General features: G+C 72.8%; 25 protein-coding genes and 3 pseudogenes. 14 read left to right on the top strand and 14 right to left on the bottom strand.

Translation table 11 applies throughout. The features are described from left to right. The first annotated feature begins 68 nt into the window (after nucleotides 1-68). A complete protein-coding gene (gene mqnE, locus V2W30_RS17055; RefSeq protein ID WP_338697533.1) occupies nucleotides 69-1232 on the top strand; it encodes an aminofutalosine synthase MqnE in 1164 nt (387 codons plus the stop codon). Nucleotides 1233-1263: 31 nt separating this feature from the next. Here the strand turns inward: mqnE and V2W30_RS17050 are convergent. After that, nucleotides 1264-1785 (bottom strand): annotated as a pseudogene (locus V2W30_RS17050) (N-acetyltransferase family protein); the annotation flags it as partial. A 107-nt stretch (nucleotides 1786-1892) separates the two neighbouring features. Here V2W30_RS17050 and V2W30_RS17045 point away from each other — a divergent pair. From V2W30_RS17045 to V2W30_RS17035, 3 genes are all read left to right on the top strand, one after another. Beyond that, nucleotides 1893-2198 carry a DUF4229 domain-containing protein gene (locus V2W30_RS17045; RefSeq protein WP_338697531.1) on the top strand — a complete coding sequence of 102 codons (306 nt, stop codon included), beginning with the start codon at nucleotides 1893-1895 and terminating at the stop codon, nucleotides 2196-2198. A gap of 403 nt (nucleotides 2199-2601) precedes the next feature. Further along, a complete protein-coding gene (locus V2W30_RS17040) occupies nucleotides 2602-3918 on the top strand; it encodes a dicarboxylate/amino acid:cation symporter (RefSeq protein ID WP_338697528.1) in 1317 nt (438 codons plus the stop codon). A gap of 196 nt (nucleotides 3919-4114) precedes the next feature. Then, the gene (locus V2W30_RS17035) at nucleotides 4115-4708 is read left to right on the top strand and encodes a TetR/AcrR family transcriptional regulator (RefSeq protein WP_425244688.1); all 594 of its coding nucleotides are present in this window, start codon (nucleotides 4115-4117) and stop codon (nucleotides 4706-4708) included. A 45-nt stretch (nucleotides 4709-4753) separates the two neighbouring features. Here V2W30_RS17035 and V2W30_RS17030 read toward each other — a convergent pair whose 3' ends face one another. Together V2W30_RS17030 and V2W30_RS17025 are read right to left on the bottom strand one after the other, a co-directional pair. Next, complete coding sequence (locus V2W30_RS17030; RefSeq protein WP_338697525.1) at nucleotides 4754-5617, bottom strand: MaoC family dehydratase; 864 nt, start codon at nucleotides 5615-5617, stop codon at nucleotides 4754-4756. Between the two features lie 58 nt (nucleotides 5618-5675). Next, nucleotides 5676-6994: pseudogene (locus V2W30_RS17025) on the bottom strand (3-oxoacyl-ACP reductase). A gap of 69 nt (nucleotides 6995-7063) precedes the next feature. Here V2W30_RS17025 and V2W30_RS17020 point away from each other — a divergent pair. Beyond that, nucleotides 7064-8368, top strand: coding sequence for an acetyl-CoA C-acetyltransferase (locus tag V2W30_RS17020; RefSeq protein ID WP_338697523.1), 1305 nt, complete (start codon nucleotides 7064-7066; stop codon nucleotides 8366-8368). Nucleotides 8369-8380: 12 nt separating this feature from the next. Here the strand turns inward: V2W30_RS17020 and V2W30_RS17015 are convergent, their stop codons facing one another. Continuing rightward, nucleotides 8381-9247 (bottom strand): helix-turn-helix transcriptional regulator, encoded by an 867-nt coding sequence (locus tag V2W30_RS17015; RefSeq protein ID WP_338697522.1) that lies wholly within the window; start codon nucleotides 9245-9247, stop codon nucleotides 8381-8383. A 228-nt stretch (nucleotides 9248-9475) separates the two neighbouring features. On the opposite strand from V2W30_RS17015, the gene V2W30_RS17010 reads away from it, so the two are divergent. Next, entirely contained in the window at nucleotides 9476-10903 is a 1428-nt protein-coding gene (locus tag V2W30_RS17010; protein WP_338697520.1) for an MFS transporter, read from the top strand. A 34-nt stretch (nucleotides 10904-10937) separates the two neighbouring features. Here the strand turns inward: V2W30_RS17010 and V2W30_RS17005 are convergent, their stop codons facing one another. Next, nucleotides 10938-11756 (bottom strand): AraC family transcriptional regulator, encoded by an 819-nt coding sequence (locus V2W30_RS17005; RefSeq protein WP_338697519.1) that lies wholly within the window; start codon nucleotides 11754-11756, stop codon nucleotides 10938-10940. Nucleotides 11757-11805: 49 nt separating this feature from the next. Here V2W30_RS17005 and V2W30_RS17000 point away from each other — a divergent pair, with 49 nt between their 5' ends. Further along, on the top strand, nucleotides 11806-12270 hold the full coding sequence (locus tag V2W30_RS17000) for a DUF2000 domain-containing protein (protein ID WP_338697518.1): 465 nt from the start codon (nucleotides 11806-11808) through the stop codon (nucleotides 12268-12270). 33 nt (nucleotides 12271-12303) lie between these two features. Here V2W30_RS17000 and V2W30_RS16995 read toward each other — a convergent pair whose 3' ends face one another. Both V2W30_RS16995 and V2W30_RS16990 read right to left on the bottom strand, forming a co-directional pair. Then, nucleotides 12304-12618 carry an AzlD domain-containing protein gene (locus V2W30_RS16995; RefSeq protein WP_338697516.1) on the bottom strand — a complete coding sequence of 105 codons (315 nt, stop codon included), beginning with the start codon at nucleotides 12616-12618 and terminating at the stop codon, nucleotides 12304-12306. Continuing rightward, nucleotides 12615-13262, bottom strand: a complete 648-nt coding sequence (locus tag V2W30_RS16990; protein WP_338703645.1) for an AzlC family ABC transporter permease — start codon at nucleotides 13260-13262, stop codon at nucleotides 12615-12617. Before V2W30_RS16990 ends, V2W30_RS16995 begins: the two co-directional genes overlap by 4 nt. Nucleotides 13263-13492: 230 nt before the next feature. On the opposite strand from V2W30_RS16990, the gene V2W30_RS16985 reads away from it, so the two are divergent. Next, nucleotides 13493-14071 carry an XRE family transcriptional regulator gene (locus tag V2W30_RS16985; RefSeq protein ID WP_338697515.1) on the top strand — a complete coding sequence of 193 codons (579 nt, stop codon included), beginning with the start codon at nucleotides 13493-13495 and terminating at the stop codon, nucleotides 14069-14071. A 247-nt stretch (nucleotides 14072-14318) separates the two neighbouring features. On the opposite strand, the gene V2W30_RS16980 is transcribed toward V2W30_RS16985, so the two are convergent. Further along, nucleotides 14319-14522: a cold-shock protein gene (locus V2W30_RS16980; RefSeq protein WP_003948780.1), complete on the bottom strand. Its 204-nt coding sequence runs from the start codon at nucleotides 14520-14522 to the stop codon at nucleotides 14319-14321. A 365-nt stretch (nucleotides 14523-14887) separates the two neighbouring features. Between V2W30_RS16980 and V2W30_RS16975 the strand changes: the two genes are divergently transcribed. The 6 genes and pseudogenes from V2W30_RS16975 to V2W30_RS16950 all read left to right on the top strand — a co-directional run bounded on the left by V2W30_RS16975 (nucleotide 14888) and on the right by V2W30_RS16950 (nucleotide 20045). Further along, nucleotides 14888-15682, top strand: coding sequence for a menaquinone biosynthetic enzyme MqnA/MqnD family protein (locus tag V2W30_RS16975; protein ID WP_425244687.1), 795 nt, complete (start codon nucleotides 14888-14890; stop codon nucleotides 15680-15682). Nucleotides 15683-15871: 189 nt separating this feature from the next. Continuing rightward, a complete protein-coding gene (locus V2W30_RS16970) occupies nucleotides 15872-17077 on the top strand; it encodes a serine/threonine-protein kinase (RefSeq protein WP_338697499.1) in 1206 nt (401 codons plus the stop codon). After that, nucleotides 17013-17501, top strand: coding sequence for a hypothetical protein (locus tag V2W30_RS16965; protein WP_338697497.1), 489 nt, complete (start codon nucleotides 17013-17015; stop codon nucleotides 17499-17501). The genes V2W30_RS16970 and V2W30_RS16965 overlap by 65 nt, the downstream gene beginning before the upstream one ends. A gap of 2 nt (nucleotides 17502-17503) precedes the next feature. Beyond that, nucleotides 17504-18168, top strand: a pseudogene (locus tag V2W30_RS16960) (prepilin peptidase). A 57-nt stretch (nucleotides 18169-18225) separates the two neighbouring features. Further along, nucleotides 18226-19434 (top strand): cyclic dehypoxanthinyl futalosine synthase, encoded by a 1209-nt coding sequence (mqnC, locus tag V2W30_RS16955; protein ID WP_338697495.1) that lies wholly within the window; start codon nucleotides 18226-18228, stop codon nucleotides 19432-19434. Nucleotides 19435-19448: 14 nt separating this feature from the next. Further along, nucleotides 19449-20045, top strand: a complete 597-nt coding sequence (locus V2W30_RS16950; RefSeq protein ID WP_338697493.1) for an imidazolonepropionase-like domain-containing protein — start codon at nucleotides 19449-19451, stop codon at nucleotides 20043-20045. Nucleotides 20046-20056: 11 nt separating this feature from the next. Here the strand turns inward: V2W30_RS16950 and V2W30_RS41615 are convergent, their stop codons facing one another. The 6 genes from V2W30_RS41615 to V2W30_RS16925 form a co-directional block, all read right to left on the bottom strand. Continuing rightward, complete coding sequence (locus V2W30_RS41615; RefSeq protein ID WP_425244686.1) at nucleotides 20057-20479, bottom strand: DUF3152 domain-containing protein; 423 nt, start codon at nucleotides 20477-20479, stop codon at nucleotides 20057-20059. Next, on the bottom strand, nucleotides 20398-21018 hold the full coding sequence (locus V2W30_RS41610) for a hypothetical protein (RefSeq protein ID WP_425244549.1): 621 nt from the start codon (nucleotides 21016-21018) through the stop codon (nucleotides 20398-20400). The genes V2W30_RS41615 and V2W30_RS41610 overlap by 82 nt, the downstream gene beginning before the upstream one ends. Beyond that, nucleotides 21008-21802 carry a hypothetical protein gene (locus V2W30_RS16940; RefSeq protein WP_338697491.1) on the bottom strand — a complete coding sequence of 265 codons (795 nt, stop codon included), beginning with the start codon at nucleotides 21800-21802 and terminating at the stop codon, nucleotides 21008-21010. Before V2W30_RS16940 ends, V2W30_RS41610 begins: the two co-directional genes overlap by 11 nt. Nucleotides 21803-21810: 8 nt before the next feature. Continuing rightward, nucleotides 21811-22410 (bottom strand): SigE family RNA polymerase sigma factor, encoded by a 600-nt coding sequence (locus V2W30_RS16935; RefSeq protein ID WP_338697488.1) that lies wholly within the window; start codon nucleotides 22408-22410, stop codon nucleotides 21811-21813. A gap of 94 nt (nucleotides 22411-22504) precedes the next feature. Next, the gene (locus tag V2W30_RS16930; protein WP_338697486.1) at nucleotides 22505-22939 is read right to left on the bottom strand and encodes a helix-turn-helix transcriptional regulator; all 435 of its coding nucleotides are present in this window, start codon (nucleotides 22937-22939) and stop codon (nucleotides 22505-22507) included. Nucleotides 22940-23008: 69 nt separating this feature from the next. Beyond that, nucleotides 23009-23989, bottom strand: coding sequence for a hypothetical protein (locus V2W30_RS16925; protein ID WP_338697484.1), 981 nt, complete (start codon nucleotides 23987-23989; stop codon nucleotides 23009-23011). Nucleotides 23990-24091 lie beyond the last annotated feature (102 nt).

The raw sequence follows: 24091 nt of genomic DNA, 5'->3' as shown, positions 1-24091 counted from the left end.
CCGTCGGGGCGTGGGCGTACGGTGGACCGGACTCTTATGGGTCTCTTGAGTTGAGGAGAGGTACGGGCATGGACGCAGGGCTCAAGCGCGAGCTGGAGCAGAAGGTCAGGGACGGCGAGCGGCTGTCCCGCGAGGACGGCATCGCGCTCTACGAGTCGGACGACCTGGCCTGGCTCGGCGGCCTCGCGCACGAGGTGCGGACGCGCAAGAACGGTGACGTCGTCCACTTCAACGTCAACCGCCACCTCAACATGACGAACGTCTGCACCGCCTCGTGCGCCTACTGCTCGTTCCAGCGCAAGCCGGGCGAGAAGGACGCGTACACGATGCGCATCGAGGAGGCCGTGAAGCTGGCCAAGGCGATGGAGTCGGAGAACCTGACCGAGCTGCACATCGTCAACGGCCTGCACCCGAACCTTCCGTGGCGCTACTACCCGCGCTCCCTGAAGGCCCTCAAGGAGGCCCTGCCGAACGTCGGCCTGAAGGCGTTCACGGCCACCGAGATCCACCACTTCGAGAAGATCTCGGGGCTGTCCGCCTCCGACATCCTCGACGAGCTGATCGAGGCCGGTCTGGAGTCGCTGACCGGCGGCGGTGCCGAGATCTTCGACTGGGAGATCCGGCAGCACATCGTCGACCACGACACCCACTGGGAGGACTGGTCGCGGATCCACCGGCTGGCCCACCAGAAGGGCCTCAAGACGCCGTCGACCATGCTCTACGGCCACATCGAGGAGCCCCGCCACCGCGTGGACCACGTGCTGCGGCTGCGCGAGCTCCAGGACGAGACCGGCGGCTTCCAGGTCTTCATCCCGCTGCGCTACCAGCACGACTTCGTGGACATGAAGGACGGGAAGGTGCGCAACCGCCTCCAGGCCCGTACGACCATGGCCACCGGCGCCGAGGCGCTGAAGACCTTCGCGGTCTCGCGCCTGCTGTTCGACAACGTCCCGCACGTGAAGTGCTTCTGGGTCATGCACGGCCTGCACACCACGCAGCTCGCGCTCCAGCACGGCGCCGACGACATGGACGGCTCGGTCGTCGAGTACAAGATCACGCACGACGCGGACAACTACGGGACGCCGAACAAGCTGACCCGTGAGGACCTGCTCGACCTGATCCGCGACGCCGGCTTCCGGCCCGTCGAGCGCAACACGCGCTACGAGATCATCCGCGAGTACGAGGGTGCCGACCCGGCCCGCCGGGACTCGCCGCAGCCGATGCGGATCTGAGTCGCGCGCGGAGTCCGGGGACGGGCTCCTGGAGCGGCAGCATCATGTGGACGTCGTCCCGGTCGTCGCCCGGGGCCACCCGGATCGCGCCCGGGACGCGGCCGACCTCCTGGTAGCCGCACGCCGCGTAGAAGTGGTCGGCGCCCGTACCGCCGCGGCAGGTGAGGCGGATCGCCTCGATGCCGTCGAAGGTGCGGGCCGCGTCCGCCGCCGCCGACATCAGGGCGCGGCCGTAGCCCTTGCCCTGGTGGTCGGGGTGGACCATCACCGCGTAGAGCCACAGGTGGTGCTTCATCAGGCGGTGCGCGTTGTACGCGAGGAACGCGGACGCCGCGACGCTCCCGTCCCGCGCGTCGCGGCCGACGAGCAGACGGGTCCGCCCGTCCGCCAGCTCGGCCAGCCGCTTGACCAGCTCGGGGCGTATCTCGTCCGGCGTGACGGGCGGGACGAAGCCCACGGCGCCGCCGGCGTTCGAGACGTCCGCCCACAGGGAGAGCAGCCCGTCGCGCAGAGCGGGTGTGACGGAGGGGTCCAGTTCGAAGTGCGGGGACATGCGGGGAGCGTAGCCAGCCGGCGGTCACCCCGCCGTTCCCGGGCGCTGCCGTGCGTGCTTCACTGGATGAGCGCTCGCACCTTTTAGGAACGGAAGAGTGGATTGACATGGCCCGCTACACGCTGATGCGCCTCGGAATCTTCGTGGGCTGCTTCCTCGTCGTCTGGGGACTCGTCGCCACGGGCATCGTGCCCCGGGGCCTCGGCGGTTCCAACTACCTCTGGATCGCGCTGCTCGCCCTGGTGGTCTCCGCGCCGCTCAGCTTCGTCCTGCTCCGCAAGGAGCGCGACCGGGCCTCCGAGAAGATCGTCGCCCGCGTCGACCGCGCGAAGGCCAACATGGCCGCCAGCCGCTCCATGGAGGACGAGGCGGACGACGCCGCCCGCTCCCGCGCGCACACGCAGGGCGCGTAGTCCCCGTGTAGGTTCCGCGTAAGTTACGTCACAGCAGGCTTCGGCCCCGGCATCGCTCAGATGCCGGGGCCGCCTGCGTTTTCAAGGTAAATCGGGCTTTAGGGGCGTAGAGGAGTCTCGATTTCCTCAAAGAACCCCTTTGATGTTCTCAAAGCGCTGGTGTTAACGTTCCTGTCATGAAGACATCAGCCGCGCCCCGTACCGCCCTCGGCGGTCCTGCCCTGAGCGTTCCGCTCGTGGCGCGCCTGCATGTCGATCTCTGCCGCTGCATGTCCGCGGCCTGTCGCGCCTGACGCGATCTCTCCCGATGCAGCGGCGCCGTTGACCTCATCTCGCGGTCGCCGCTCCTGCACGTGCCCCGTCACATCGACTCGTCCCCACGCGACATCACTGGAGTGCCTCCGTGTCCGCGAACACCCCCGCAGCCGATCAGAAGACCGGCTTCCGCATACCGAAGATCCCGTTCTGGGCCCAGGTGCTGCTCGGCCTCGTCGTCGGTCTGCTCCTCGGCTACGTCGCCCGTACCGCCGACGTGTCCTGGCTCGGCACGACCCTGGCGAAGGTCGGCGAGATCTTCGTCCAGCTCCTGAAGCTGGCCGTCGCCCCGCTCGTCTTCTTCGCGATCCTCGTGTCGATCACCAACCTGAGGAAGGTCGACAACGCCGCCCGGCTCGCCGGCCGCACGCTCCTCTGGTTCATGATCACGTCGCTGATCGCGGTCGTCATCGGCCTCGCCATCGGCCTGCTGACCAACCCCGGCAACGGCACGACGCTCTCGGCCGCCGACGCCGCGAAGCCCGAGACCCAGGGCTCCTGGATCGACTTCCTCACCGGCATCATCCCGACCGACATCATCACGCCGTTCACCGAGCTGAACGTGCTGCAGATCGTCTTCATGGCCGTCGTCGCCGGTATCGCGATCCTGAAGGTCGGCGAGAAGGCCGCCCCGGTCCTCACCCTCTCCGAGTCGATCCTCGAGCTGCTCCAGAAGGCCCTGTGGTGGGTCATCAAGCTCTCCCCGATCGGCTCCGCCGGCCTCATCGGCAACGCGATCGTCCAGTACGGCTGGGACCTGATCGGCAAGTACGCGACCTTCACCGCCGACATCTACGTCGGCTGCGCCCTGGTCCTGTTCGGCGTCTACCCGCTGCTGCTCTCCACGGTGGCCAAGCTGAACCCGATCCAGTTCTTCAAGGGCGCCTGGCCCGCCATCCAGCTGGCGTTCGTCTCCCGCTCCTCGGTCGGCACCATGCCGGTCACCCAGCAGTCCGCGATCCGGCTCGGTGTCCCGAAGGACTACGCCTCGTTCGCCGTGCCGTTCGGCGCGACCACGAAGATGGACGGCTGCGCCGCGATCTACCCGGCGATCGCCGCGATCTTCGTCGCGAACTTCTTCGACGTCGACATGGGCGTCAAGGAGTACCTGCTCATCGCGTTCGTCTCGGTGATCGGCTCCGCCGCCACCGCCGGTCTCACCGGCGCGACGGTCATGCTCACCCTGACCCTCTCCACGCTGGGCCTCCCGCTGGAGGGCGTGGGTCTGCTCCTCGCGATCGACCCGATCCTGGACATGATGCGCACCGCGACGAACGTCGCCGGCCAGGCGCTCGTCCCCGTGATCGTCGCCGCCCGCGAGAAGATCCTCGACCACGACAAGTACAACCAGGTCACCGCGTCTCCCGTCGACGAGCCGCAGCAGCAGGTGGCGGTCGCCGCCTGACGTCCCCCGGCGCGCCGTCCACCGGCCGTGCCCCGCCCCCGGACCTGGTCCGGGCGGCGGGGCACGGCCGTTTCGCGCTGCGTACCCTGAACCGTGCACAGCGCGTGAACGAAGGGCGGCAGGGGTGGGCGGCGTGAAGGCCGGGCAGCAGAGCGGGCGGGCCAAGCGGCTGCCGCGGGCCGAGCGGGAGCGGCAGATGACGGACGCCGCGGTACGGGTGTTCGGCGAGCGCGGCTACCGGGCCGCCTCGATGGACGAGATCGCGGACCTCGCCGGAGTCTCCAAGCCGCTGGTGTATCTGTACCTGAACTCGAAGGAAGACCTCTTCACCGCCTGCATCCGGCGCGAGGCGGCCGCGCTCGTCGCCGCCGTACGGGCGGGCGTCCGCGCCGACGCCCCGGCCGACCGGCAGCTGTGGGAGGGGCTCACGGCCTTCTTCTCGCACACCGCCGAACACCCCGACGGATGGGCCGTCCTGCACAGCCACGCGCGCACGGGCGGTGAGCCGTTCGTCGCCGAGGTCGGGGCGATGCGGGACGAGATCGTGTCGTTCGTGACGACGCTGATCGCGGCGGCCGCGCGGGAGGCGCACGGCGATCCCGAACTCGCCGAGCGCGAGGTCGCGGGCCTGGCGCAGGCACTCGTCGGCGCGGCGGAGGCCCTCGCGGGCTGGGCCAACGCCGACCCGTCCGTCTCCGCGAAGGAGGCCGCCACGACGATGATGAACTTCGCGTGGTCCGGGCTCGGCAGCCTGATGGACGGACAGCGCTGGTCGGACCGGCGCCCTTGACGGACACGCTGGTCGGATCGGTGGCCCCAGGGGCCACCGCGCCGGTCAGTCCGGCGATCCCAGGGGCCGCACCTCGCCGCTCACGTGTGTGCGGCCGTCCTTCGCCGACCGCAGCTCGAAGGCCGTGCCGCGCGCCGCGTACGTCACCGCACCCGGCAGCAGCACCGGCGCCCTGAACCGCGCCGTGACGTCGACGGGCCCCCGCGCGCCGAACTCCGCGAGGCAGCGGGCCACCGTCCACATGCCGTGGGCGATCGCGCGCGGGAAGCCGAAGAGGCGGGCCGTCAGCGGGTGCAGGTGGATGGGGTTCCGGTCGCCGGACACGGCGGCGTAGCGGCGTCCCAGGTCGGCGCCGAGGCGCCACTCGGCGAGCGCGGGCAGCGGTTCGGGGGTGCCGGGAGTCTCGGGGGCGGCGGGCGTCCGCGTCCGGTGCCGGGAGAGGTACGTACTGGTCGACCGCCAGGCGGGAGCGCCGCCGTCGAGGAGCTCGGTGACGACGACGGCCTCGGTACCGCGCCGGTGGGGCCTCAACCCGGTGACGACGACGGCGAGTTCGTACGCCTGTGTCGGGGAGAGGTCGTGGTGCTGCGTGATCCCGATCGACGTGTGGACGAGGCCGAGCAGCGGCAGCGGGAAGCTGCGGGCCGCCATCAGCCGCATGGCCAGCGGGAACCCGAGGAGGTGCGGGTAGCTGACCGGCAGTTCGGGCCGGCCGGTCGGGAAGCCGCAGACCCGCTCGTAGGCGGCGAGGTGGCGGTCGCGTATCCGCAGGTCGCCGACGTGGAGCCGGGCGCCGTCCCAGGCGGCGGCCTCCCGCGGCCTCTTGAGCGGGGAGAGCACGGCTCCGCGGATCATCGCGGGGCCGAGGGAGGGCACGGACGGGAGGCTGACGGTGCGCGTCGCGGTCATGGCGGGTCCTGGGGGTCGGCTGTCGGGCGCGGGGGTGGTGGGGGCGGCGGCTCTGCGGCTACGCCCCCAGGAGGCTCTGCCCGCACACCCGCACCACCTGACCGTTCACCGCTCCGGACGCCGGTGACGCGAGCCACGACGTCGTCTCCGCCACGTCCACCGGAAGCCCGCCCTGCGCGAGGGAGTTCATCCGCCGCCCCGCCTCCCGGATGAACAGCGGCACCGCCGCCGTCATCCTCGTCTCGATGAAACCGGGGGCCACCGCGTTCACCGTGACCCCGTGCTCGGCCGCCGCGCGCGGCGCCAGCGACCGTACGAGACCGACGATGCCGGCCTTGCTCGCGGCGTAGTTGGTCTGGCCCGCGTTGCCCGCGAGCCCCGCGATGGACGCCGTCGCGACGATGCTGCCGCCGCGCCGCACCGCGCCCGACGTGAGCAGCGCGTCCGTCGTGCGCAGCACACTGCCGAGATTGACGTCGAGGACCGAACTCCAGCGCTCGGCCGGCATGTTGGCGAGGCGCCGGTCGCGCGTGATGCCCGCGTTGTGGACGAGGACGTCGAGGCCGTCGGTGAACGCGGCGATCCGCTCGCCCGCGTCCGCCGCCGTGATGTCCAACGGCAGCGCCCGCCCGCCGAGCCGCTCCGCGACCTTCGCCAGGTCCTCCTCGGCGGACGGCACATCGAGCAGGACGATCCGCGCCCCGTCCCGTACGAGGGTCTCGGCGACGGCCTCGCCGATGCCGCGCGCGGCGCCGGTGACCAGCGCGGTCCGCCCGGCGAGCGGCCGCTCGGCGTCGACGGTCGGTGTCGACTCCGCGCCGGTGGCGGCCACGTCGACGACCTGGCCGCTGACGTACGCCGACTTGGGGAGAGCAGGAAGCGCAGGGTCGACGCCGCCGCCGTCACCGGGGCCGCGAGCCGGACCAGGTTCACGGTGCGGCCGCGGCCGATCTCCTTGCCGAGGGAGCGGACGAAGCCCTCCAGAGCCTGCTGCGCCGCCGCCTGGTGGTGGTCGTCGGCGGACGGCGGCATGCCGAGGACGAGCACGCGGCCGCTCGCCGCGACGGACCGTACGACCGGATGCAGCGCGGCGTGCACCGCGGCGAGGGCGTCCGGGCCGGTGACGGCGGTGGCGTCGACGACCACCGCGGCGGGCCGCTCGGCGGTGGCGGCGACCGGGAGCCCGGTGTCGGCCAGCACGGCCGCGAGCGCCTCCCGGTGCGCCGGATCGCCGACCGTGAGGTGCAGCAACGTCCCTTCCAGAAAGGGGTGTTCGGGGCTCCAGCGGTGCAGGGGCGCGGGCTGCGGCAGGCCGAGGCGGCGGGTCAGGAAGCGGCCGGGAGCCGTGCCGGTGAAGTTCAGATAGCGGTCGGCCATTGTCCAACTCCCTGCGCGGTCGTAAATTTACTTCGGAGTAAGGTTACTCATTAGTCAGGAGTTGTCGAGATGGTACGTCCCGCGCAGTCCCCGGCGTCCCCTGCGCTGCCCCGCCGCGTCGCCGTCGTCGGCGGCAGCCGCATCCCCTTCGCGCGCTCCGACGGCCCGTACGCCACGGCCTCCAACCAGGAGATGCTGACCGCCGCGCTCGACGGCCTTGTCGGCCGGGCGGGGCTCCACGAGCCGGGCGCCGTGGGGGAGTTCGTGGCGGGCGCCGTCCTCAAGCACAGCCGGGACTTCAACCTCGCGCGCGAGACCGTGCTCGGTTCGACGCTGGACGCGCGCACCCCCGCGTACGACGTCCAGCAGGCCTGCGGCACCGGGCTCCAGGCCGTGATCGCCGCCGCCAACAAGATCGCGATGGGTCAGACCGAGAGCGCGATCGCGGGCGGCGCCGACACGGCGAGCGACGCCCCGCTCGGCGTCAACGACGCACTGCGCAAGATCCTCCTCGCCGCCCGCCGCGCGAAGTCCACCGGCGACCGGCTCAAGGCCCTCGCCCGGATCAGGCCGCAGCACCTCGTCCCCGACATCCCGCGCAACGCCGAGCCGCGCACCCACCTGTCGATGGGTGAGCACGCCGCCGTCACCGCCCGCGCGTGGGGCATCGGACGTGCGGCGCAGGACGAGCTGGCCGCCGCCAGTCACCAGCGGCTCGCCGCCGCGTACGACCGGGGCCTCCTGGACGAACTCGTCGTCCCCTACCGGGGACTTGAGCGCGACCAGAACCTGCGGCCCGGCTCGACCGTCGAGCAACTCGCCACGCTCAAGCCGGTGTTCGGGGTCAAGGGCCCCGACCCGACGATGACGGCGGGGAACTCGACGCCGCTGACGGACGGCGCCGCCGTCGTACTGCTCGCGAGCGAGGAGTGGGCACGCGGGCGCGGCCTCGAACCGCTGGCCTGTCTGACGGCCTACGAGACCGCCGCGGTCGACTTCGTGCACGGCGATGTCACCGGTGACGGCGGCGACGGACTGCTGATGGCACCCGCGTACGCCGTGCCGCGGATGCTGGAGCGGGCGGGGCTCGGCATCGAGGACTTCGACCTGTTCGAGGTGCACGAGGCGTTCGCGTCCCAGGTCCTCGCGACGCTCGCCGCCTGGGAGAAGCAGGGGCTCGCGCCGGTGGACCGGGACCGGCTCAACGTCGCCGGTTCGTCGCTCGCGACCGGCCACCCCTTCGCGGCGACCGGGGCGCGGATCGTCGCCACGCTCGCCACGCTGCTGGCCCGGCGCGGCGGTTCGGGCCGCGGGCTGATCTCGATCTGCGCCGCCGGGGGCCAGGGGGTGACCGCGATCCTGGAGCGCGCCTGAGGCGGACGGGCCCTAACTGTCGCGGCCGCCGCCGGACGGCGCCGAATGGGCCGGGTCCAGCTTCAGCATCGCCGCCTCGTCCGGCGAACCGGCCGGTGCCTGGTACGTCACCAGGCGCTGGCCGCCGGTGCGCGCCAGCTGCATCACCTCGTACGTGAGCGTCATCGCGCCCACCTTCGGGTGGTCGAACGTCTTCGTGCCGCCGCCGCGCTCCTGCACCTCGTACCGCTCCCACATCGGCCCGAACTCCGGTGACTTGACCAGGAGTTCGCCGACCAGCCCGGTCAGCCTCGGGTCGTCGGGATCGGCGCCGCCGACCGCGCGCAGATGCGCCACCGAGTGGGCGACGGTGTCCTCCCACGGCACGTACAGCGTCCGGCCGACGGGGTGCAGGAAGAGGTAGCGGGTCACGTTGCGCTGCTCCGGCGGCAGGTCCCACATGCCCGGCAGCAGCCTGCGGCCCGCCGGGTTCGCGGCCAGCATGTAGCTGAACCGGCTCACCACGTACGCCGGCAGCGGCCGCAGCGCCTCCAGCATCTGGAGCACCGAGTCGCGCACCGTGTCGTCGGGCGTGGGCCTCGGTTCCGAGAGCCGCCCCGAGGCCAGTTCGGCCAGGTCGTGGAGGCGCTCGTGGGCGTCGCCGCGCAGCCGCAGGGCCCGCCCGATGGCGTCGATCACCGCGGTCGACGGGTTCGTCTCGCGGCCCCGCTCCAACCGCGTGTAGTAGTCGACGCTCACGCCCGCGAGCGTCGCCAGCTCCTCACGGCGCAGGCCCGGCGTGCGGCGCAGCCCGGTCCCCGCGGGCAGACCGGCCTCGGCCGGGGTGACCTGGGCCCTGCGGGCCCGCAGATAGCGGCCCAATTCCGTGATCTCAGCCATGTGTTCCATTGTCCACGGGCCGCCGGTGCCGTGCGGGGGTGTGTCAGGGCCTGGAACGCGGGACCCCGGTGAGGCGCGGCCTGCCACCCGGGCGCGAATCCGGAGAGAGTGGCTCTTGTCGCGGGTGGCTGGGGGGTTCGGAGCCCAGGGAGCGCATGTCGCAGGGCCGCGGCCCGAGCTCCCCACCCACCCGCTCGTTCCGTCCGTTCCGCGCCCAGGGAGGCCCGCGTGACATCCACCATCGACACCGAAGCCGGCATCGACACCGGTACCGGCGGAGGGCCCCTGACGGGGGCCCGCCCGGGTGTCACCCGCAGTGGCGCGGCCCTGGTCGCGGCGCTGCTCGGCTTCACCGTCATCACCATCGACGTGTCCGCCGTGAACATCGCCCTGCCCGACATCCGTTCGTCGCTGGACAGCAGCATGACGGGGCTCCAGTGGGTCGTCGACGCGTACACGCTGATGTTCGCCGGCCTGATGCTCTCTGCCGGAGCGCTCGCCGACCGGGCCGGGGCGCGCCGCGCCTACGCCTGGGGCGTCGGCCTGTTCACGCTCGCGTCGCTGGCCTGCGCCGTCGCGCCCGGCATCGGGACGCTCGTCGCGGCCCGCGTGGTGCAGGGCGGGGCGGCGGCGATCGTCATGCCGTCCTCGCTCGCGCTGATCCGGCAGGCGTACGACGACGCGCGGCGCAGGGCGCGGGCCATCGCGCTGTGGACCGTCGGCGGCTCCGTCGCGATGGCGGCGGGCCCGGTGCTCGGCGGCGTCCTGACGGAGACCGTCGGCTGGCGCGCCGTGTTCTTCGTCAACCTCCCCCTGGGCGCCGTGATCCTCGTCCTGCTCACCCGCGTCGCACCGTCCACCCGGCGGCCCGCCCCGCTGGACGTGCCCGGACAGGTGTCGGCCGTGCTGGCCCTCGCCGGACTGGCCTTCGCGGTGATCGAGGGCGGCCACGCGGGGTGGACGTCGGCGCCGGTTCTGAGCTCGCTCGGCGTCGCGGTCCTCGCCGCGATCGCCTTCTACGTCACCGAGAAGCACCACCGCGCGCCGATGGTCCCGCTGTCGATGCTGCGGCAGCGCACGGTCACGGTGTCCCTGGCGGTCGGCTTCGCGATCAACGTCGGGTTCTACGGCCTGATCTTCCTGCTCGGCCTGTACCTCCAGCAGGCGCGCGGCATGTCCGCGGTGGCCGCGGGTCTGGTCTTCGTCCCGCTCGCCGTGATCATCACGTCGACGAACCTGGTCTCGCCGCGCATGGCCGAGCGCTTCGGGCGCCGCCCGGTCATCGTCATCGGCCAACTCGTCCTGTCCCTGGCCATGTTCGTGCTGATCCCGGTCGGCGTCGACACGCCCCTGTGGCTGCTGCTCGTGCTGCTCGTGCCCACCGGTCTGGGCGGGGCGTTCGCGGTCCCCGCGGTCACGGCGATGCTGATGGACTCCGTCCCCGGGCCGCGCGTCGGTACGGCTTCCGGGCTGCTCAACGCGCTGCGGCAGACGGGTGGGGCGCTGGCCGTGGCCGTGTTCGGCGCGCTGGTGGCCGGGGCCGGCGACGGGTTCTCGCTGAGCGGGATGCGGGTGAGCCTGATGATCGCGGGCGGTGTCCTGTGTGTGACGGCGGGCCTGGCGTGGTGGCTGCTGCCGCGCCGGGCGGACTCCTGAGACGCGGGGCGGTCGCGGTTCTTCGCGCCCCGGCTCAGAGGCCCCGCGCGTAACGGCCCGGCGGAACCCCCACCACCCGCTTGAAGTGCCGGGTCAGATGCGACTGGTCGTAGAAGCCGACCGCCGCCGCGACCTCGCCGGCCGGCTGCCCGTCGAGCAGCAGCCGACGCGCCCGGTCCACGCGCCGCGCCATCAGGTACTGGTGCGGCGCGATCCCGTACGCCGCGCCGAACGACCGCACGAGGTGCGCCGGGTGCGCGTGCACCAGAGCCGCCGCCTCCGCCAGGTCGATGCCCTCGACGAGCCGCGCGTCGAGCAGGTCGCGCAGCGAGGCGGCCACCCGCCGGTCCGGCTCGGGACCGCGCCGCTCGGCGAGGCGCGGCCGCAGGCGGGTACGCAGCCGCTCGCCGACGAGCGTCAGCCGGGCGGCCGCCTCCAGCTCGTCGCCGGGGTGCGCGAGCGCGGTGTGCAGCTGCCCGATCCGGTGCCGCAGCAGCGGGTCCACCAGGTCGGGGCTGTCCACGGCGGGCCCGACGAGCGACGCGTCGAGCGGTCCGGCCCCCGGGTCGAGGTACAGGACCCGCTTGCGGAAGCCGCCCGGCGTGGCCGCCGAGCCGTTGTGCGGGACCTGCGGCGGCAGCAGCGAGACCGTGCCGAGCGGCGTGCCGTGCTCGTGCCGCTCCAGGTCGTAGCGGACGGCGCCCTCGTCCACGATCAGCAGCGTCCAGGTGTCGTGGACGTGCATCGGGTACGCGTGCCGCGTGAAATGGGCGTGGAAGACCTCCGCGACGCCCCGCACCCGAGGGCGCCACGCGGTGATCTCCTCGCGCGGCGAGGTTCCGTCGGGCGCCATGCAAAGAACGTACAAGACCGGGCGGGGGAGCGGTCGGCAGTCTCGTCCCATGAGCACAGACACCGCCCCGGCCCCCTCGGGGACGCCGGAACCGCAGGCCCCCGTCCGCTTCGACACCAAGATCGCCGTACTGCTCCGTGACGACCTGGAGACCTGGCAGCGGCTGAACGTGACCGCCTTCCTCGTGAGCGGTCTGGGCTCCGAGCTCCCCGAGGTCGTCGGGGAGCCGTACGCGGACGCCGACGACACCCCGTACCTGCCGATGTTCCGGCAGCCGGTGCTCGTCTTCGAGGGCGGCAAGGAGACGCTGAAGGCCGCGCACGAACGCGCCCTGCGCCGTGGCCTGCCCCGCTCGGTGTTCACCTCCGATCTGTTCGCCACCGGCAACGACCGGGACAACCGCGCGGCCGTGCGCGCCGTCGCCACCGCCGATCTCGACGTCGTGGGGATCGCCGTCCACGGGCCGCGCAACGCGGTCGACAAGGTCCTCAAGGGCGCGCGCATGCACCCGTAGGAGTACGGCGTACGGCACGGCCGGTGGGGCGGGCTACGGGAGGCCGGCCAGGCGCAGCAGCCCCGTGACGGCGGCCGCCGCGACGACGACCACGGCGAACGGCGCCCGCCGCCACGCGAGCACCCCGCCCACGACGACCCCGGCGGGCCGCGCCCACCCGGCGAACTCGTGCCCCGCCGTCAGCGCCCCCGTTGCCAGCAGCGCGACGAGCAGCACGGTCGCTCCCGCGCCGAGCAACTCCCGTATCCGGTCCGGCAGTTCCACCCGGCCCTGCAGGACGGGACCGGCCAGCCGGAAGGCGTACGTGCCGACGGCGAGCGCGAGGACGGCGACCAGCTGGGCGTTCACCGGGACCACCGCCGGGAGGACAGCAGCGACAGCCCGGCGAGCGCGAGCAGCACGGGCGCCCCGGACGGCAGGAACGGGGTGGCGGCGACCGCGACGGCGCCCCCGGCCGCGGCGGCCCGCCGCACCCCGCGGCTCTCCCGCAGCGCGGGCAGCACCAGCGCGAGCAGCACCGCGGGGAAGGCCGCGTCGAGCCCGAACCGATCGGTGTCGCCGAGGGCGGCTCCGGCGAGCGCGCCGCCGAGCACGCTCACGTTCCAGGCGGCGAAGAGGCCGACGCCCGCCACCCAGAAGGCGGTCCTGCGCTGCTCCGGATCGGTCCGGGCCAGCACGAACGCGGCCGTCTCGTCCGTCACCAGATGCGCCCCGACCAGCCGGGCCGGCCACGATCGCCCGAGTGCGTCGGCGACGGCGAGGCTGAAGGCGGCGGTACGGGTGTTGAGCAGCAGCCCGGTGGCGGCGGCCGCGACGGGCCCGCCCCCGGCCACCAGGATCCCCACCGCGCTGAACTGCGCCGACCCCGCGAACACCACCAGGGACATCAGCACCGGCAGCCACACGGGCAGCCCACCGGCGACGGCGACGGCCCCGAACGAGACGCCGACGACGGCGTCGGCGAGGCAGACGAGCGCGACGTCCCGCACCAGCCGCGGGTCCAGGGCGGCGGTGCGCGGGCGCGGACCGCGCGCTCGGCGGGACGGGCCGGAGGCGCGGCGGGACGAACCGGCCGTCCGGCGAAGCGAACCGACTGTTCGGTGGAGCGGGCTGAGTGTTCGGTACGGCGAACGCATAGGGCGAGCATGCGACCGTCGCTGGCCGTTCGTCAAGCCGAACGATAGGCTCGCCACACCGAACGATCGGCCTCAGGAGCGCAGCCATGACCCACCCGGATCCGGTGAGTGACGCCGGTCGTCTGCCCCTCGACCGCATCGCCGCGGCCCTGCGCCGCGAACGCACCCGGGCCGGCCTCTCCCTCTCCGAGCTGGCCAAGCGGGCGGGCATCGCCAAGTCCACGCTCTCCCAGCTGGAGGCGGCGAACGGCAAGCCGGGCCTGGAGACGATGTGGGCGCTGAGCGTCGCCCTGGACGTCCCGCCGAGCACCCTCCTCGACCCGCCGCGCCCCACGGTCCACGTGATCCGCAAGGGCCAGGGCCCGGCCGTCCCCTCCGAACTGGCCGACTACAGCGCGACGTTGCTGTCCGCCAGCCCGCCGGGCGCCCGCCGCGACCTCTACTTCCTCCAGGTCGAGCCGGGCAGCGCCCGCGACTCGGACCCGCACCAGCACGGCACCACCGAGCACATCGTCGTCGCCACGGGCCGTGTCCTGGCCGGCCCGCAGGACGCCCCGGTGGAGCTGGCCGCGGGCGACTACCTCTCCTACCCCGGCGACGTCCCGCACACCTGCCGGGCCCTGGAGCCCGGCACCACCTGCGTCCTGCTCATGCAGCACACGTAGGCCCTAGCATCGGCGGCCCTCGCGGACCACCGATGATCCGACGGCGATCCGGGAGCGGTCGCCGGGAGACGCGAGGGCTGGCGGGTGACGCATGGGCTTCCACGAGCGCTCCGCCGAGGGGGCCCGACCCACGCAAGGCAGGAGCCCCGTCTTCCCGCCGACCGGGGTCGGTGGGGAGCGGGGCTCCTTGGGTACTGCTCTAGGTTCCGGATCAGGTCACGGCACCTGCCGTGAGATCACGAAGGGACTAGGCGGGGGTGACGTTCTCCGCCTGCGGGCCCTTCGGGCCCTGCGTGACGTCGAAGGTCACGGCCTGGTTCTCCTCGAGGGAGCGGAAGCCGTTCGCGTTGATCGCCGAGTAGTGGACGAAGACGTCCGGGCCGCCGCCTTCCTGGGCGATGAAGCCAAAGCCCTTTTCAGCGTTGAACCACTTCACGGTTCCGGTAGCCATAAGCCCTCCTATGGGCCAAAGGGTCGCCCTGCTCCAGAACCTGCATATGCAAAAGTCTGAAAACGACGAGAGCCCGCGGTCACATGCTCCGCAGGCTCTGTACTGCAAGGGAAACCAAACTGCAACTTGCGGCGAGCCTAGCACGCAGGCAGCCGAACGCAATAGAGGGCAAGATCACGTCACCCGGAGGTTTGATGGGGGCTTGGTGCGGGTTGACCGTGTCGTCCCCCGACCCGAAGCCTGCACCGTACCGCACGAGGTCTAGCCTCGCCGATGTGGACAATTCTCCCGAGACCCAGCATGAGACACCCACGGCCGCGCGGCGCATCCGGCCGCGCGTCGGCCACATCCAGTTCCTGAACTGCATGCCCCTCTACTGGGGGCTCGCACGGACGGGCTCGCTCCTCGACTTCGAGCTGACGAAGGACACCCCGGAGAAGCTCAGTGAGCAGCTGGTCAAGGGCGACCTGGACATCGGTCCGATCACCCTCGTCGAGTTCCTGAAGGCCGCCGACCAGCTCGTCGCCTTCCCCGACCTGGCCGTCGGCTGCGACGGCCCCGTCATGTCCTGCGTGATCGTGTCGCAGGTCCCGCTCGACCAGCTCGACGGGCGTCGCGTCGCGCTCGGCTCCACCTCGCGTACGTCGGTGCGGCTGGCGCAGCTGCTGCTCGCCGAGCGCGTCGGCGTACGGCCCGACTACTACACGTGCCCGCCCGACCTGGGCCTGATGATGCAGGACGCCGACGCGGCGGTGCTCATCGGGGACGCGGCGCTGCGGGCCAACCTGCACGACGCGCCCCGGCTCGGGCTCCAGGTGCACGACCTGGGCGCCATGTGGAAGGAGTGGACGGGACTGCCGTTCGTCTTCGCGGTGTGGGCGGCGCGCAAGGAGTACGCGGCGCGCGAGCCGGAGATCACCGGCAAGGTGCACGAGGCGTTCCTCGCCTCGCGGGACGTGTCCCTCGAAGAGGTCACCAAGGTCGCCGAGCAGGCGGCCCGCTGGGAGGTCTTCGACGAGGCGGTTCTGGAGGAGTACTTCACGACCCTCGACTTCCGGTTCGGCCCGGCCCAACTGGAAGGCGTCACGGAGTTCGCGCGGCGGGTCGGACCGACGACGGGATTTCCCGCCGACGTGAAGGTCGAACTGCTCGCTCCTTGAGTGCGTCGTGTTCCTTTGTGGGGCCCGTGCGGAATTCGGCGCGGTCCGCCGGTGGAATTCCGGTGAACGGTATTGCCGATTTCCGTGCGGCCTGCGTGGAATCGAGGTGAACGGACGGTATTCGTGCCGCAGGGCTACTCTGCTGGGGCGCGCGTGCCGTACGGGGGAGACCGGGGGAGGTTCACCAGCATGCAACCGCTACAGGCCGACGAGCCGACGACGGTGGGTCCCTACCGGCTGCTCGGGCGGCTCGGGCACGGCGGAATGGGCCGCGTGTACCTGGGCCGCAGCGCCGGCGGGCGGACCGTCGCCGTGAAGGTGGTGCATCCGCACTTCGCGCTCGACGACGAGTTCCGGGAGCGCTTCCGGCGCGAGGTGGACGCGGCGCGGCGGGTCGGCGGGGCGTGGACGGCGCCGGTGCTCGACGCGGACCCCGAGGCGCGGGTGCCGTGGGTGGCGACCGGATTCGTCGCCGGGCCCTCCCTCGCCCAGGCGGCGGGGTCGGGGCACGGGCTTCCCGAGCACTCCGTACGGGTCCTCGGCGCGGGCCTCGCGGAGGCGCTGGCCGCGGTGCACGGGCTCGGCCTGGTCCACCGTGACGTGAAGCCGTCGAACGTGCTGCTCACGGTCGACGGGCCGCGCCTCATCGACTTCGGCATCGCGCGGGCCACGGACGGCACCGCCTCCCTCACCTCCACCGGCGTCTCCATCGGCTCGCCCGGCTACATGTCGCCCGAGCAGATCCTCGGCAGGGGTGTCACCGGCGCCGCCGACGTCTTCTCGCTGGGCGCCGTCCTCGTGTACGCGGCGACCGGCGACTCCCCCTTCCCCGGCGACTCCTCCGCCGCGCTGCTCTACAAGGTCGTCCACGAGGAGCCCGAACTGGGCGCGCTGACCGGCGAGTTGCGTGAGGTCGCGGCGGCCTGCCTGGCCAAGGACGCGGCCGCGCGGCCCACCCCCGAAGAGGTCGCCCGGCGGCTCGCTCCCGAGGGCGCGGCCCGGCTCGTCGCGGCGGGCTGGCTGCCCGGGGCGCTGGTGGAGCAGGTCTCGCGCAGCGCCGTACAGCTCCTCGACCTGGAGGGCACCCCCGCCGAGGCCCCCGCCTCGGGGCCGGTCGGCTTCAGCAGCCCCTCGGTGAACGGGAGTTCGCCGCCCCGGGCGCCTTCGGGCCGCCCGACCCGTCGTACGCGTCCGCCCTCCCGCGCCGCGCACCGAGGTCCCCGCGGAGGACGCCAGGCCGGGCCGGCTGTCCGTGTCCGTATCGGCGACGTCGACCCCGGCGACCGAGAACGGCCGCGGGCGCAGGGTGAGTTGCTCGGTCGCCCTGGCCGTGGCCGGCGCGCTGGCGGCGGTGACGGTGGGCGGCATCCTCGTCGTGAACATGCTGCCCGGTGACGGGGGGAGCAACGACGCGGGCAGCGACACCGGGGCGCGTCCCACGGCGTCCTCGGCCCCGTCGGACGCGGCGGGAGTGCCGACGTTCTACGTCGGCACGTGGGAGGGCCGGGCCACCACGGACCTGGGCACCTCGACCGACACCTACCGCGTCGAGCTGGAGGACGCCGCCGTGGGGGAGAAGGTGGGCACCGTGACCTCGACCGACCTCCTGGGCCTGGAGTGCGTCGACGTGCTGACCCTGACGTCCGTCACCGGCAGGGAACTCGTGGCCGCGGGCGAGGGAGCGCCGGACAACGGCGGCAACTGCGCCAAGGGCGCCCACACCGTGCGCCTGACCCGCGACGGCGCCTCGCTGACGTACACCTCGCGGTACCCGAACGCGGGCAATCCCACCGCCGACCTGAAGCGGGTGGAGCAGTAACCGTGCCGCTGATCCTCCTCGCCGCCCTCTGGGGCGCGGTCACCGGACTGCTCCTGGCCCGCCCCGCCCACCGCCTCTCCGTACCGGCGGGGGAGCCGTGGCGCACGGCCCGCGGCTGGGTCGGGGCCGGGGCGGGGTCCGGGAAGCTCGCCGTGGTCGGCGCGGGCGCCTGCGCGCTGCTCGCCGCCGCCACCGGTACCCGTCCGGAGCTGGCGGCCTGGCTGCTGCTCGTGCCGGTCGGGGTGCTGCTGGCCACCGTCGACTTCGCCGTGCACCGGCTGCCGGACGTGCTGACGCTGCCGCTGGCCGGGCTCGCGCTGCTCGCGCTCGGCGGGGCCGCGCTGCTCCCGAGCCCGGCGGATCGTGGCGCGGGGCCGTGCTCGGCACCCTCGGCCTGGGCGGCGGGTACCTGGTCCTGCTCCTCATCCATCCGCAGGGCATGGGGTTCGGGGACGTGAAGCTGGCGCTCGGGCTCGGGGCGGCGCTCGGCTGGTACGGGTGGGGGGTGCTGTTCATCGGGGCGTTCGCGGGCGTGCTGTTCAACGGCCTGTACGCGCTGGTCCTGGTCGTCGCCCGGCGCGCGGGCAGGAAGAGCGAGATCCCGTTCGGGCCTTTCATGATCCTCGGGGCCTACACGGGGGTTCTGCTGGGTGCCCTGGCCGCCTGACGTACGCTGAGATTTCAGCTCCACACCCTGAGAAACACTCCGAAAGGGGCACGCCCGGTGACCGAGAAGGCCGCGCAGCAGGCACTGATCGCCGTACTCGACCGCGCCGCCGCCGGTGGGCGCATCACCCCTGAGGAGGCTGTCGAGCTCTACCGGGACGCCCCGCTGCACGCCCTCGGCGCCGCCGCCGACGCCATCCGCCGCCGCAAGTACGCGGGCATCGAGCACATCGCCACGTACATCATCGAGCGGAACATCAACTACACGAACGTGTGCGTCACGGCGTGCAAGTTCTGTGCCTTCTACGCGGCCCCCAAGGACACGAAGAAGGGCTGGTCGCGCGACCTCGACGACATCCTGCGCCGCTGCGCGGAGACGATCGAGCTCGGTGGCACGCAGATCATGTTCCAGGGCGGGCACCACCCGGACTACGGCGTCGAGTACTACGAGGAGCACTTCTCCGCCATCAAGAAGGAGTTCCCGCAGCTCGTCATCCACAGCCTGGGGGCGAGCGAGGTCGAGCACATGGCCCGGATCTCCAAGGTGTCGGTGGAAGAGGCCATCCAGCGCATCCACAGCGCCGGGCTCGACTCCTTCGCCGGCGCCGGCGCCGAGCTGCTGCCCGAGCGGCCGCGCAAGGCCATCGCCCCGCTGAAGGAGTCCGGCGAGCGCTGGCTGGAGATCATGGAGACCGCCCACAACCTGGGCGTCGAGTCGACCTCCACCATGCTGATGGGCACCGGCGAGACCAACGCCGAGCGCATCGAGCACCTGCGCATGATCCGTGACGTACAGGACCGGACGGGCGGCTTCCGCGCCTTCATCCCGTACACGTACCAGCCGGAGAACAACCACCTCAAGGGCCGTACGCAGGCGACGCTCTTCGAGTACCTGCGGATGATCGCGATCGCCCGGATCTTCCTGGACAACGTCCAGCACATCCAGGGCTCGTGGCTGACCACCGGCAAGGAGGTCGGCCAGCTGTCGCTGCACTACGGCGCCGACGACCTCGGCTCGATCATGCTGGAGGAGAACGTCGTCTCCTCGGCCGGTGCCAAGCACCGCTCCAACCGCATGGAGATCATCGACCTGATCAGGAAGGCCGGCCGGGTGCCCGCCCAGCGCGCCACGACGTACGAGCACCTCGTCGTGCACGACGACCCGGCGAACGACCCGGTCGACGACCGCGTCGTCTCCCACATCTCGTCCACCGCGATCGAGGGCGGCACGGCCCACCCCGAGCTCAAGCTCGTCTCCACGAACTGAGGCCCCGCGCACACGTGTTGACACTTCACGCCACCGACGCGGACGGGTCGGCCGTCCTCGTCGACGGCGAGTACGTCACGGCGCTCGGCCCGTACGAGGACCTGGCCGCCGCCCACCCGTCCGCCCGGGTGCGGCGCTGGCCCGGCATCCTCACGCCCGGACTGCTCAACCCGTACGGCCCGGAGATCCTGGAGCACACGTACCACCCCGATCCGCGCGAGTCCGAGACGTACGGGACCACCCCGATCGGCGGTGAGCGGGCGCGGCAGATCTTCCGCGCCGACCCCTCGCGGCTCGGCGCCAGCGCCCGGCGCGGCGTGCAGCGGCTGTTCGCGCACGGCACGGTGGCCCTCGCCGGGGAGCTGCGGGCCAAGGCGGTCCTGGAGGTGGCGCGGCGCTCCGGGCTCGTGTTCGGCGGCCGCCCCGACCGGCTCCCCGGGCCGGTCTCGCTCTCCCCGCGGCCGATGGTCCTGCTGCCCGCGCTCACCGTGGGCGGACCCGCGCGGTTCGCGGTGTTCGACGTGGCGGACCGGGCGGACCTGGTGCGGCGCGGGGCCGCGACGTGCGTGGCGACCGTGATCGGCGGACGGCTGGTGTACCGGGCGCGCTGAGGCGCCGGGCGTCAGGGGACGGTGGGCCCGCTCAGATAGCGGCCGGCCGCGTCGTACGGCCAGGCGTTGGCGACACAGCCCAGCAGGCCCTTGATCTGCTGCATCATCGCGGGCGCGGGGCGTCCGGGACCCGGGCACGTCTCGTGGCCGTGGCCGAGCCAGTGGCCGACCTCGTGGTTGACGATCAGGGCGCGGTACTCGTGCAGCGGGCCGGGGAACCGCGGGGAGCCGAGCTGCCAGCGCCGCAGGTTCACCATCACGGCGGAGCCGCCGCTGCAATTGACCTCGCCGTGCGTGTTCAGGCCGTAGGCCGCGCACAGCCGGTCCGTGGTGGCCGGGGTCGCGATCCGGATCACCAGGCCCGCGGAACCGTCGGCGACCTGGTGGAACGTGTGGGCGCCGCCGTGCGCCCAGCCGCGCGGGTCCGCGAGGATCCCGGCGATCTCGGCCGCGGCGCGGTCGGGTCCACGCCGCTGCCGTCCTCCACCTCGACGCGGTAGCGGCTGCCGCCGGACGCGGTGGACGCCGCCGCGCGGGCGACGGTGAAGGTGCCACGGCCGGTGCCGGGCACGGCGGCCGTGGACGCCTTCGCGGAGGGCTTGGCCGGTGACGCCGCGTGGGTCGCTTCTGGTGACGCCGTCTTCGAGGGGCTCGCCGTTGACGGGGACGCCTCCGCCGGATGCGGCGACGCTGTGGCGTCCGGTGCCGAACGGGCCGTCGTTGGCTCCGCCGCGGTCAGTGTCCCGTGCGGGAGCGGCGCCCAGCGGAACGCGGCGACCGCGGCCATCGCGACGGCCGCGAGGACGAGGGCGACGAGCACGCCACGGCCGCGGCGCGACGCGGGTCCTCGGCGCTCCCGCGGGCGGCGGTCCGGCGAAGAGGGCGGCCGGCGGGGCGCGTTGGAGCCGTTCCCCGCCGGCCTGCTCAGGAGGAGCGTGTCCTCGCTCGGGGGTGCGGGGCGGTCAACCGGCACGGTCCGCCCCTTCGGTGAGCACCGGATTCCGGTCGGCGTCCCGTACCAGCTTCTGGAACGCGGCGCCGCTCGCCGCCTCGGTCAACTGCTCCACGGTCACCGGCAGGGGCGCCGAGCCGTGCGGGTCGGGCGACACCGTCAGGGACACCTCGCTGTCGCCCTCGCGGAACTGGAGCGAGATCTCGCTGCCGCCGCCCGCCGCCGCGGGCAGCGTGTAGGCGTGCGCCGTCCGCCCGTCGGTGAGCCGGGTGGCACGGCACGTCAGGCCCTTCTCGGGGGCGTCCTCGCACGCGCGCAGGGCCGCGCCCGGCGCCCGCCGCACGGTCAGCGCGACCGGGTAGGACCGCTCGCCGGAGCGCGCCACGAACGACCGCACGTCGTCCGCGCCCGCCGGGGAGACCCGGCCCAACGCGGCCGGCAGCGCCGCGTCGAGGGCCCCCGCCGCCTTCATCCGGTACGCGGTGAGCCGCACGTCCTCGTCCGTCCCGGACGCCGGGGCCGACGACGCGGCGGACGGCGCACCCGCCGGGTCCGCGGCGCCGTGCGACGGGGAGCCGGACAGCGAGGGCAGCCAGGCGGCGCCGACGGCCACGGCGGTGACCGCCGCGAACGCCGCGCCCGTCTTCACGGCCCGCGCCCTGGCCCGGCGCCCGCGGCCCAGCTGCTGAGCCCGCGGCACCAGGTCGGGCAGCGGCGGCAGGTCCTCGGCCGCCCGGGACAGGGCGGACCTGAACAGCGCCGCGTCCTGGTCCTCGTACTCCTCGTGCTGAGATTTCGTGTTCACGACCGGTGTCAACTCCCGCTGGAGTACTCGTGGGCGTCGCCCAGGCGGGCGCGCAGGCGGGTCAGGGAGCGTGAGCACTGGCTCTTGACCGTGGACTCGCTGCACCGCAGCAGCGACGCGACGGACTCCACGCTCAGGTCCTCCCAGTAGCGCAGCACCACCATCGCCCGTGCGCGGGGCGGCAGTTCGTCGAGGAGCGCGAGGAGCGTGACCCGCAGATCGGCGTGGTGGGCCGGCTGGGTCTCGGTGCGCGCGGCGCTGCGCGTGTGGGCCAGCAGGTCGCGCAGGGTGCGACGGCGTTCGGCGACGTACGTGCGGACCAGGACGGTCTTGGCGTACGCGTCGATGTTGTCGGCCCTGCTCGCCTTCCGCCAGTGCTGGAACAGTTTGGCGAGCGTCGTCTGGGCCAGGTCCTGCGCGCCCTCGGCGCTGCCGCACAGCAGATAGGCCGTCCGGTAGAGGCGGCGCTGGCCGACTCTGGCGTACTCCTCGAAGGACGCGGCGCCCCGGTCGGCCGAGGTGCCCCCGCGGCCCGAGCCGTCGGCCGGGCTCGCGGTGTCGGCGTGGGTGGCCGTCCCTGCCGGCATCCCGCCCCCCTTCTCGCTCATCGCTGCGCGCTCTCCCGTGTTCGGCTTCCACACTCTTCAGAGCGCCGCCGCCCCGGAAAGGTTGAAGTCGAATTTCCGGCGGCCCGCGACGGGCTCATCCGGGGCTGTCGCACGACACGGGAACAGCGGAGACGTCACCGTCGAGACCTCGCGGCTTTGCGAAGGCGTCTGCGCAGGAGAGGCAGACCGACGGGATGCCCTGCCGGTTCATGGCGGACAGAAGGCACAGGCCGAGCCTGCTCAGGCCGCCGATCTTGGCCCGTAGATTGGTGATATGGAATTTCACCGTCCGCGGCGCCATATGCAGAAGCGCGGCGATCTCCATGTTCGACGGAGCGCAGTACAGCGTCGCGAGAACGCGCTCTTCCGTCGGTGTCAGCGTTAAGTCGGGAGCGACGATGAGAGCTGTGGCAGGGCTCGCGTCGGATAGTGCATCCGGCCCATCGGCGCTGCCATGACCAGCACAGATAATGCAGCTGAGTGACAAGATCCCCCCCCGGGTCTTGGTTTGGCGACGGGAATCTAGCACGGGGGATTCCGCCGCCGACCGCCTCTGCGGGTCACCGGAAGGGGATGGTCCGGATAGTTTTGCCAGTCCTCAGGCGGTCAGTTCGGCCGCCCTGCGCAGTCGGTCCTGCGACTGCTTCCTGAGGAGTTCCAGCGTCTCGCCATTCTTGTCGAGAAGGCGTTTCTGATAGGCACTCTGCACCGCGAAACGAATTCCCGAATAATTCACGTCGGCCTTGCAGCGCACGTCTGCCTTTGCTGCCGCGATCGCCTTGGGCGTGTTCCGCGCGTCGTCCGCGATGCCGAGGTCCCGGGTGACCGACGCCGGGTCGGCGGTGGTGTAGCCGGCCTTCGCCATGCAGCCGGACCAGGCCTTGGTGGCCTTCTTCACGCGGGAGTCGCTGAGCGCGCGGGACTCGGCCTCCGCCCGGAGGTTGAAGACGTACATCACGTCGACAGCGTCCGCCTTGGGGGCGTACAGATCGAGGAACGCTTCCCGCGAGCAACCCCCGACGGGAACGTCCTTGCCGTTCACCACGAAACCGCTCTTCTTCGCCCGGGAATCGGCCAGGCTCATCGGGACCTTGCCGCCCCGGGCGCTGCCGTCGCCCTTCTTCCCGTCCGGTCCCGTCAGCACCTGCTCGCCCGTCGCGCCCAACTGCGAGGCGGGCCGCTTCTGCGGTGTCCCGCCGCTGCGCGGGGGCTCGGCGTAGCCGTAGCGCGCCGCGTCACCGGCGTCAACGAGGCCGAAAATCTTCGCGTTTGGCTGGGACTTGGCGGTGGCCGCGGGTGCCGGGGCGGCGTAGTCGAAGCCGTAGCGCTTCATGCACTTCGTGACGAGGACGTTCTGCGCGGCGTCGAGCTGGCGGATCTCGGTGGCCGAGCGCTCGTACGCGTCGAGCGGGAAGACGAGCCCCGCGGTCTCGGTGAGCTCGCGCACCTTCCCGAGCGGCGGCTCGCCCTTGCCGTCGTCCCCCGAGTCGCTCTGCGAGGCGGCGCAGCCGGACAGCGCCAGGACGGCGGCGACGGCCGTGAGGCGGGCGAGGAGGAGGCGTCCGGAGGGTGCGGGCATGGGGCGTCCTTGTATCGGGGGAACGGGAGAACAGCGGTATCGGGGTGGCCCCGGCCGGGCGGTAGTGTGCGCGAACCGCTGTCCTGCCCGGCTCCAACGGGC

Origin of the sequence: Streptomyces sp. Q6, assembly GCF_036967205.1 — a bacterium.
Taxonomy (GTDB): domain Bacteria; phylum Actinomycetota; class Actinomycetes; order Streptomycetales; family Streptomycetaceae; genus Streptomyces; species Streptomyces citrinus.
This window is presented reverse-complemented; position numbering and strand designations above follow the sequence as displayed.

Excerpts from the sequence above, each read along its gene's own strand:
- mqnE (WP_338697533.1), top strand. The coding sequence starts at position 69 with ATGGACGCAGGGCTCAAGCGCGAGCTGGAGCAGAAGGTCAGGGACGGC.
- V2W30_RS17045 (WP_338697531.1), top strand. The coding sequence starts at position 1,893 with ATGGCCCGCTACACGCTGATGCGCCTCGGAATCTTCGTGGGCTGCTTC.
- V2W30_RS17035 (WP_425244688.1), top strand. The coding sequence starts at position 4,115 with ATGACGGACGCCGCGGTACGGGTGTTCGGCGAGCGCGGCTACCGGGCC.
- V2W30_RS17030 (WP_338697525.1), bottom strand. The coding sequence starts at position 5,617 with ATGACCGCGACGCGCACCGTCAGCCTCCCGTCCGTGCCCTCCCTCGGC.
- V2W30_RS17020 (WP_338697523.1), top strand. The coding sequence starts at position 7,064 with ATGGTACGTCCCGCGCAGTCCCCGGCGTCCCCTGCGCTGCCCCGCCGC.
- V2W30_RS17015 (WP_338697522.1), bottom strand. The coding sequence starts at position 9,247 with ATGGCTGAGATCACGGAATTGGGCCGCTATCTGCGGGCCCGCAGGGCC.
- V2W30_RS17005 (WP_338697519.1), bottom strand. The coding sequence starts at position 11,756 with ATGGCGCCCGACGGAACCTCGCCGCGCGAGGAGATCACCGCGTGGCGC.
- V2W30_RS17000 (WP_338697518.1), top strand. The coding sequence starts at position 11,806 with ATGAGCACAGACACCGCCCCGGCCCCCTCGGGGACGCCGGAACCGCAG.
- V2W30_RS16985 (WP_338697515.1), top strand. The coding sequence starts at position 13,493 with ATGACCCACCCGGATCCGGTGAGTGACGCCGGTCGTCTGCCCCTCGAC.
- V2W30_RS16980 (WP_003948780.1), bottom strand. The coding sequence starts at position 14,522 with ATGGCTACCGGAACCGTGAAGTGGTTCAACGCTGAAAAGGGCTTTGGC.
- V2W30_RS16975 (WP_425244687.1), top strand. The coding sequence starts at position 14,888 with ATGCCCCTCTACTGGGGGCTCGCACGGACGGGCTCGCTCCTCGACTTC.
- V2W30_RS16970 (WP_338697499.1), top strand. The coding sequence starts at position 15,872 with ATGCAACCGCTACAGGCCGACGAGCCGACGACGGTGGGTCCCTACCGG.
- V2W30_RS16935 (WP_338697488.1), bottom strand. The coding sequence starts at position 22,410 with ATGAGCGAGAAGGGGGGCGGGATGCCGGCAGGGACGGCCACCCACGCC.
- V2W30_RS16925 (WP_338697484.1), bottom strand. The coding sequence starts at position 23,989 with ATGCCCGCACCCTCCGGACGCCTCCTCCTCGCCCGCCTCACGGCCGTC.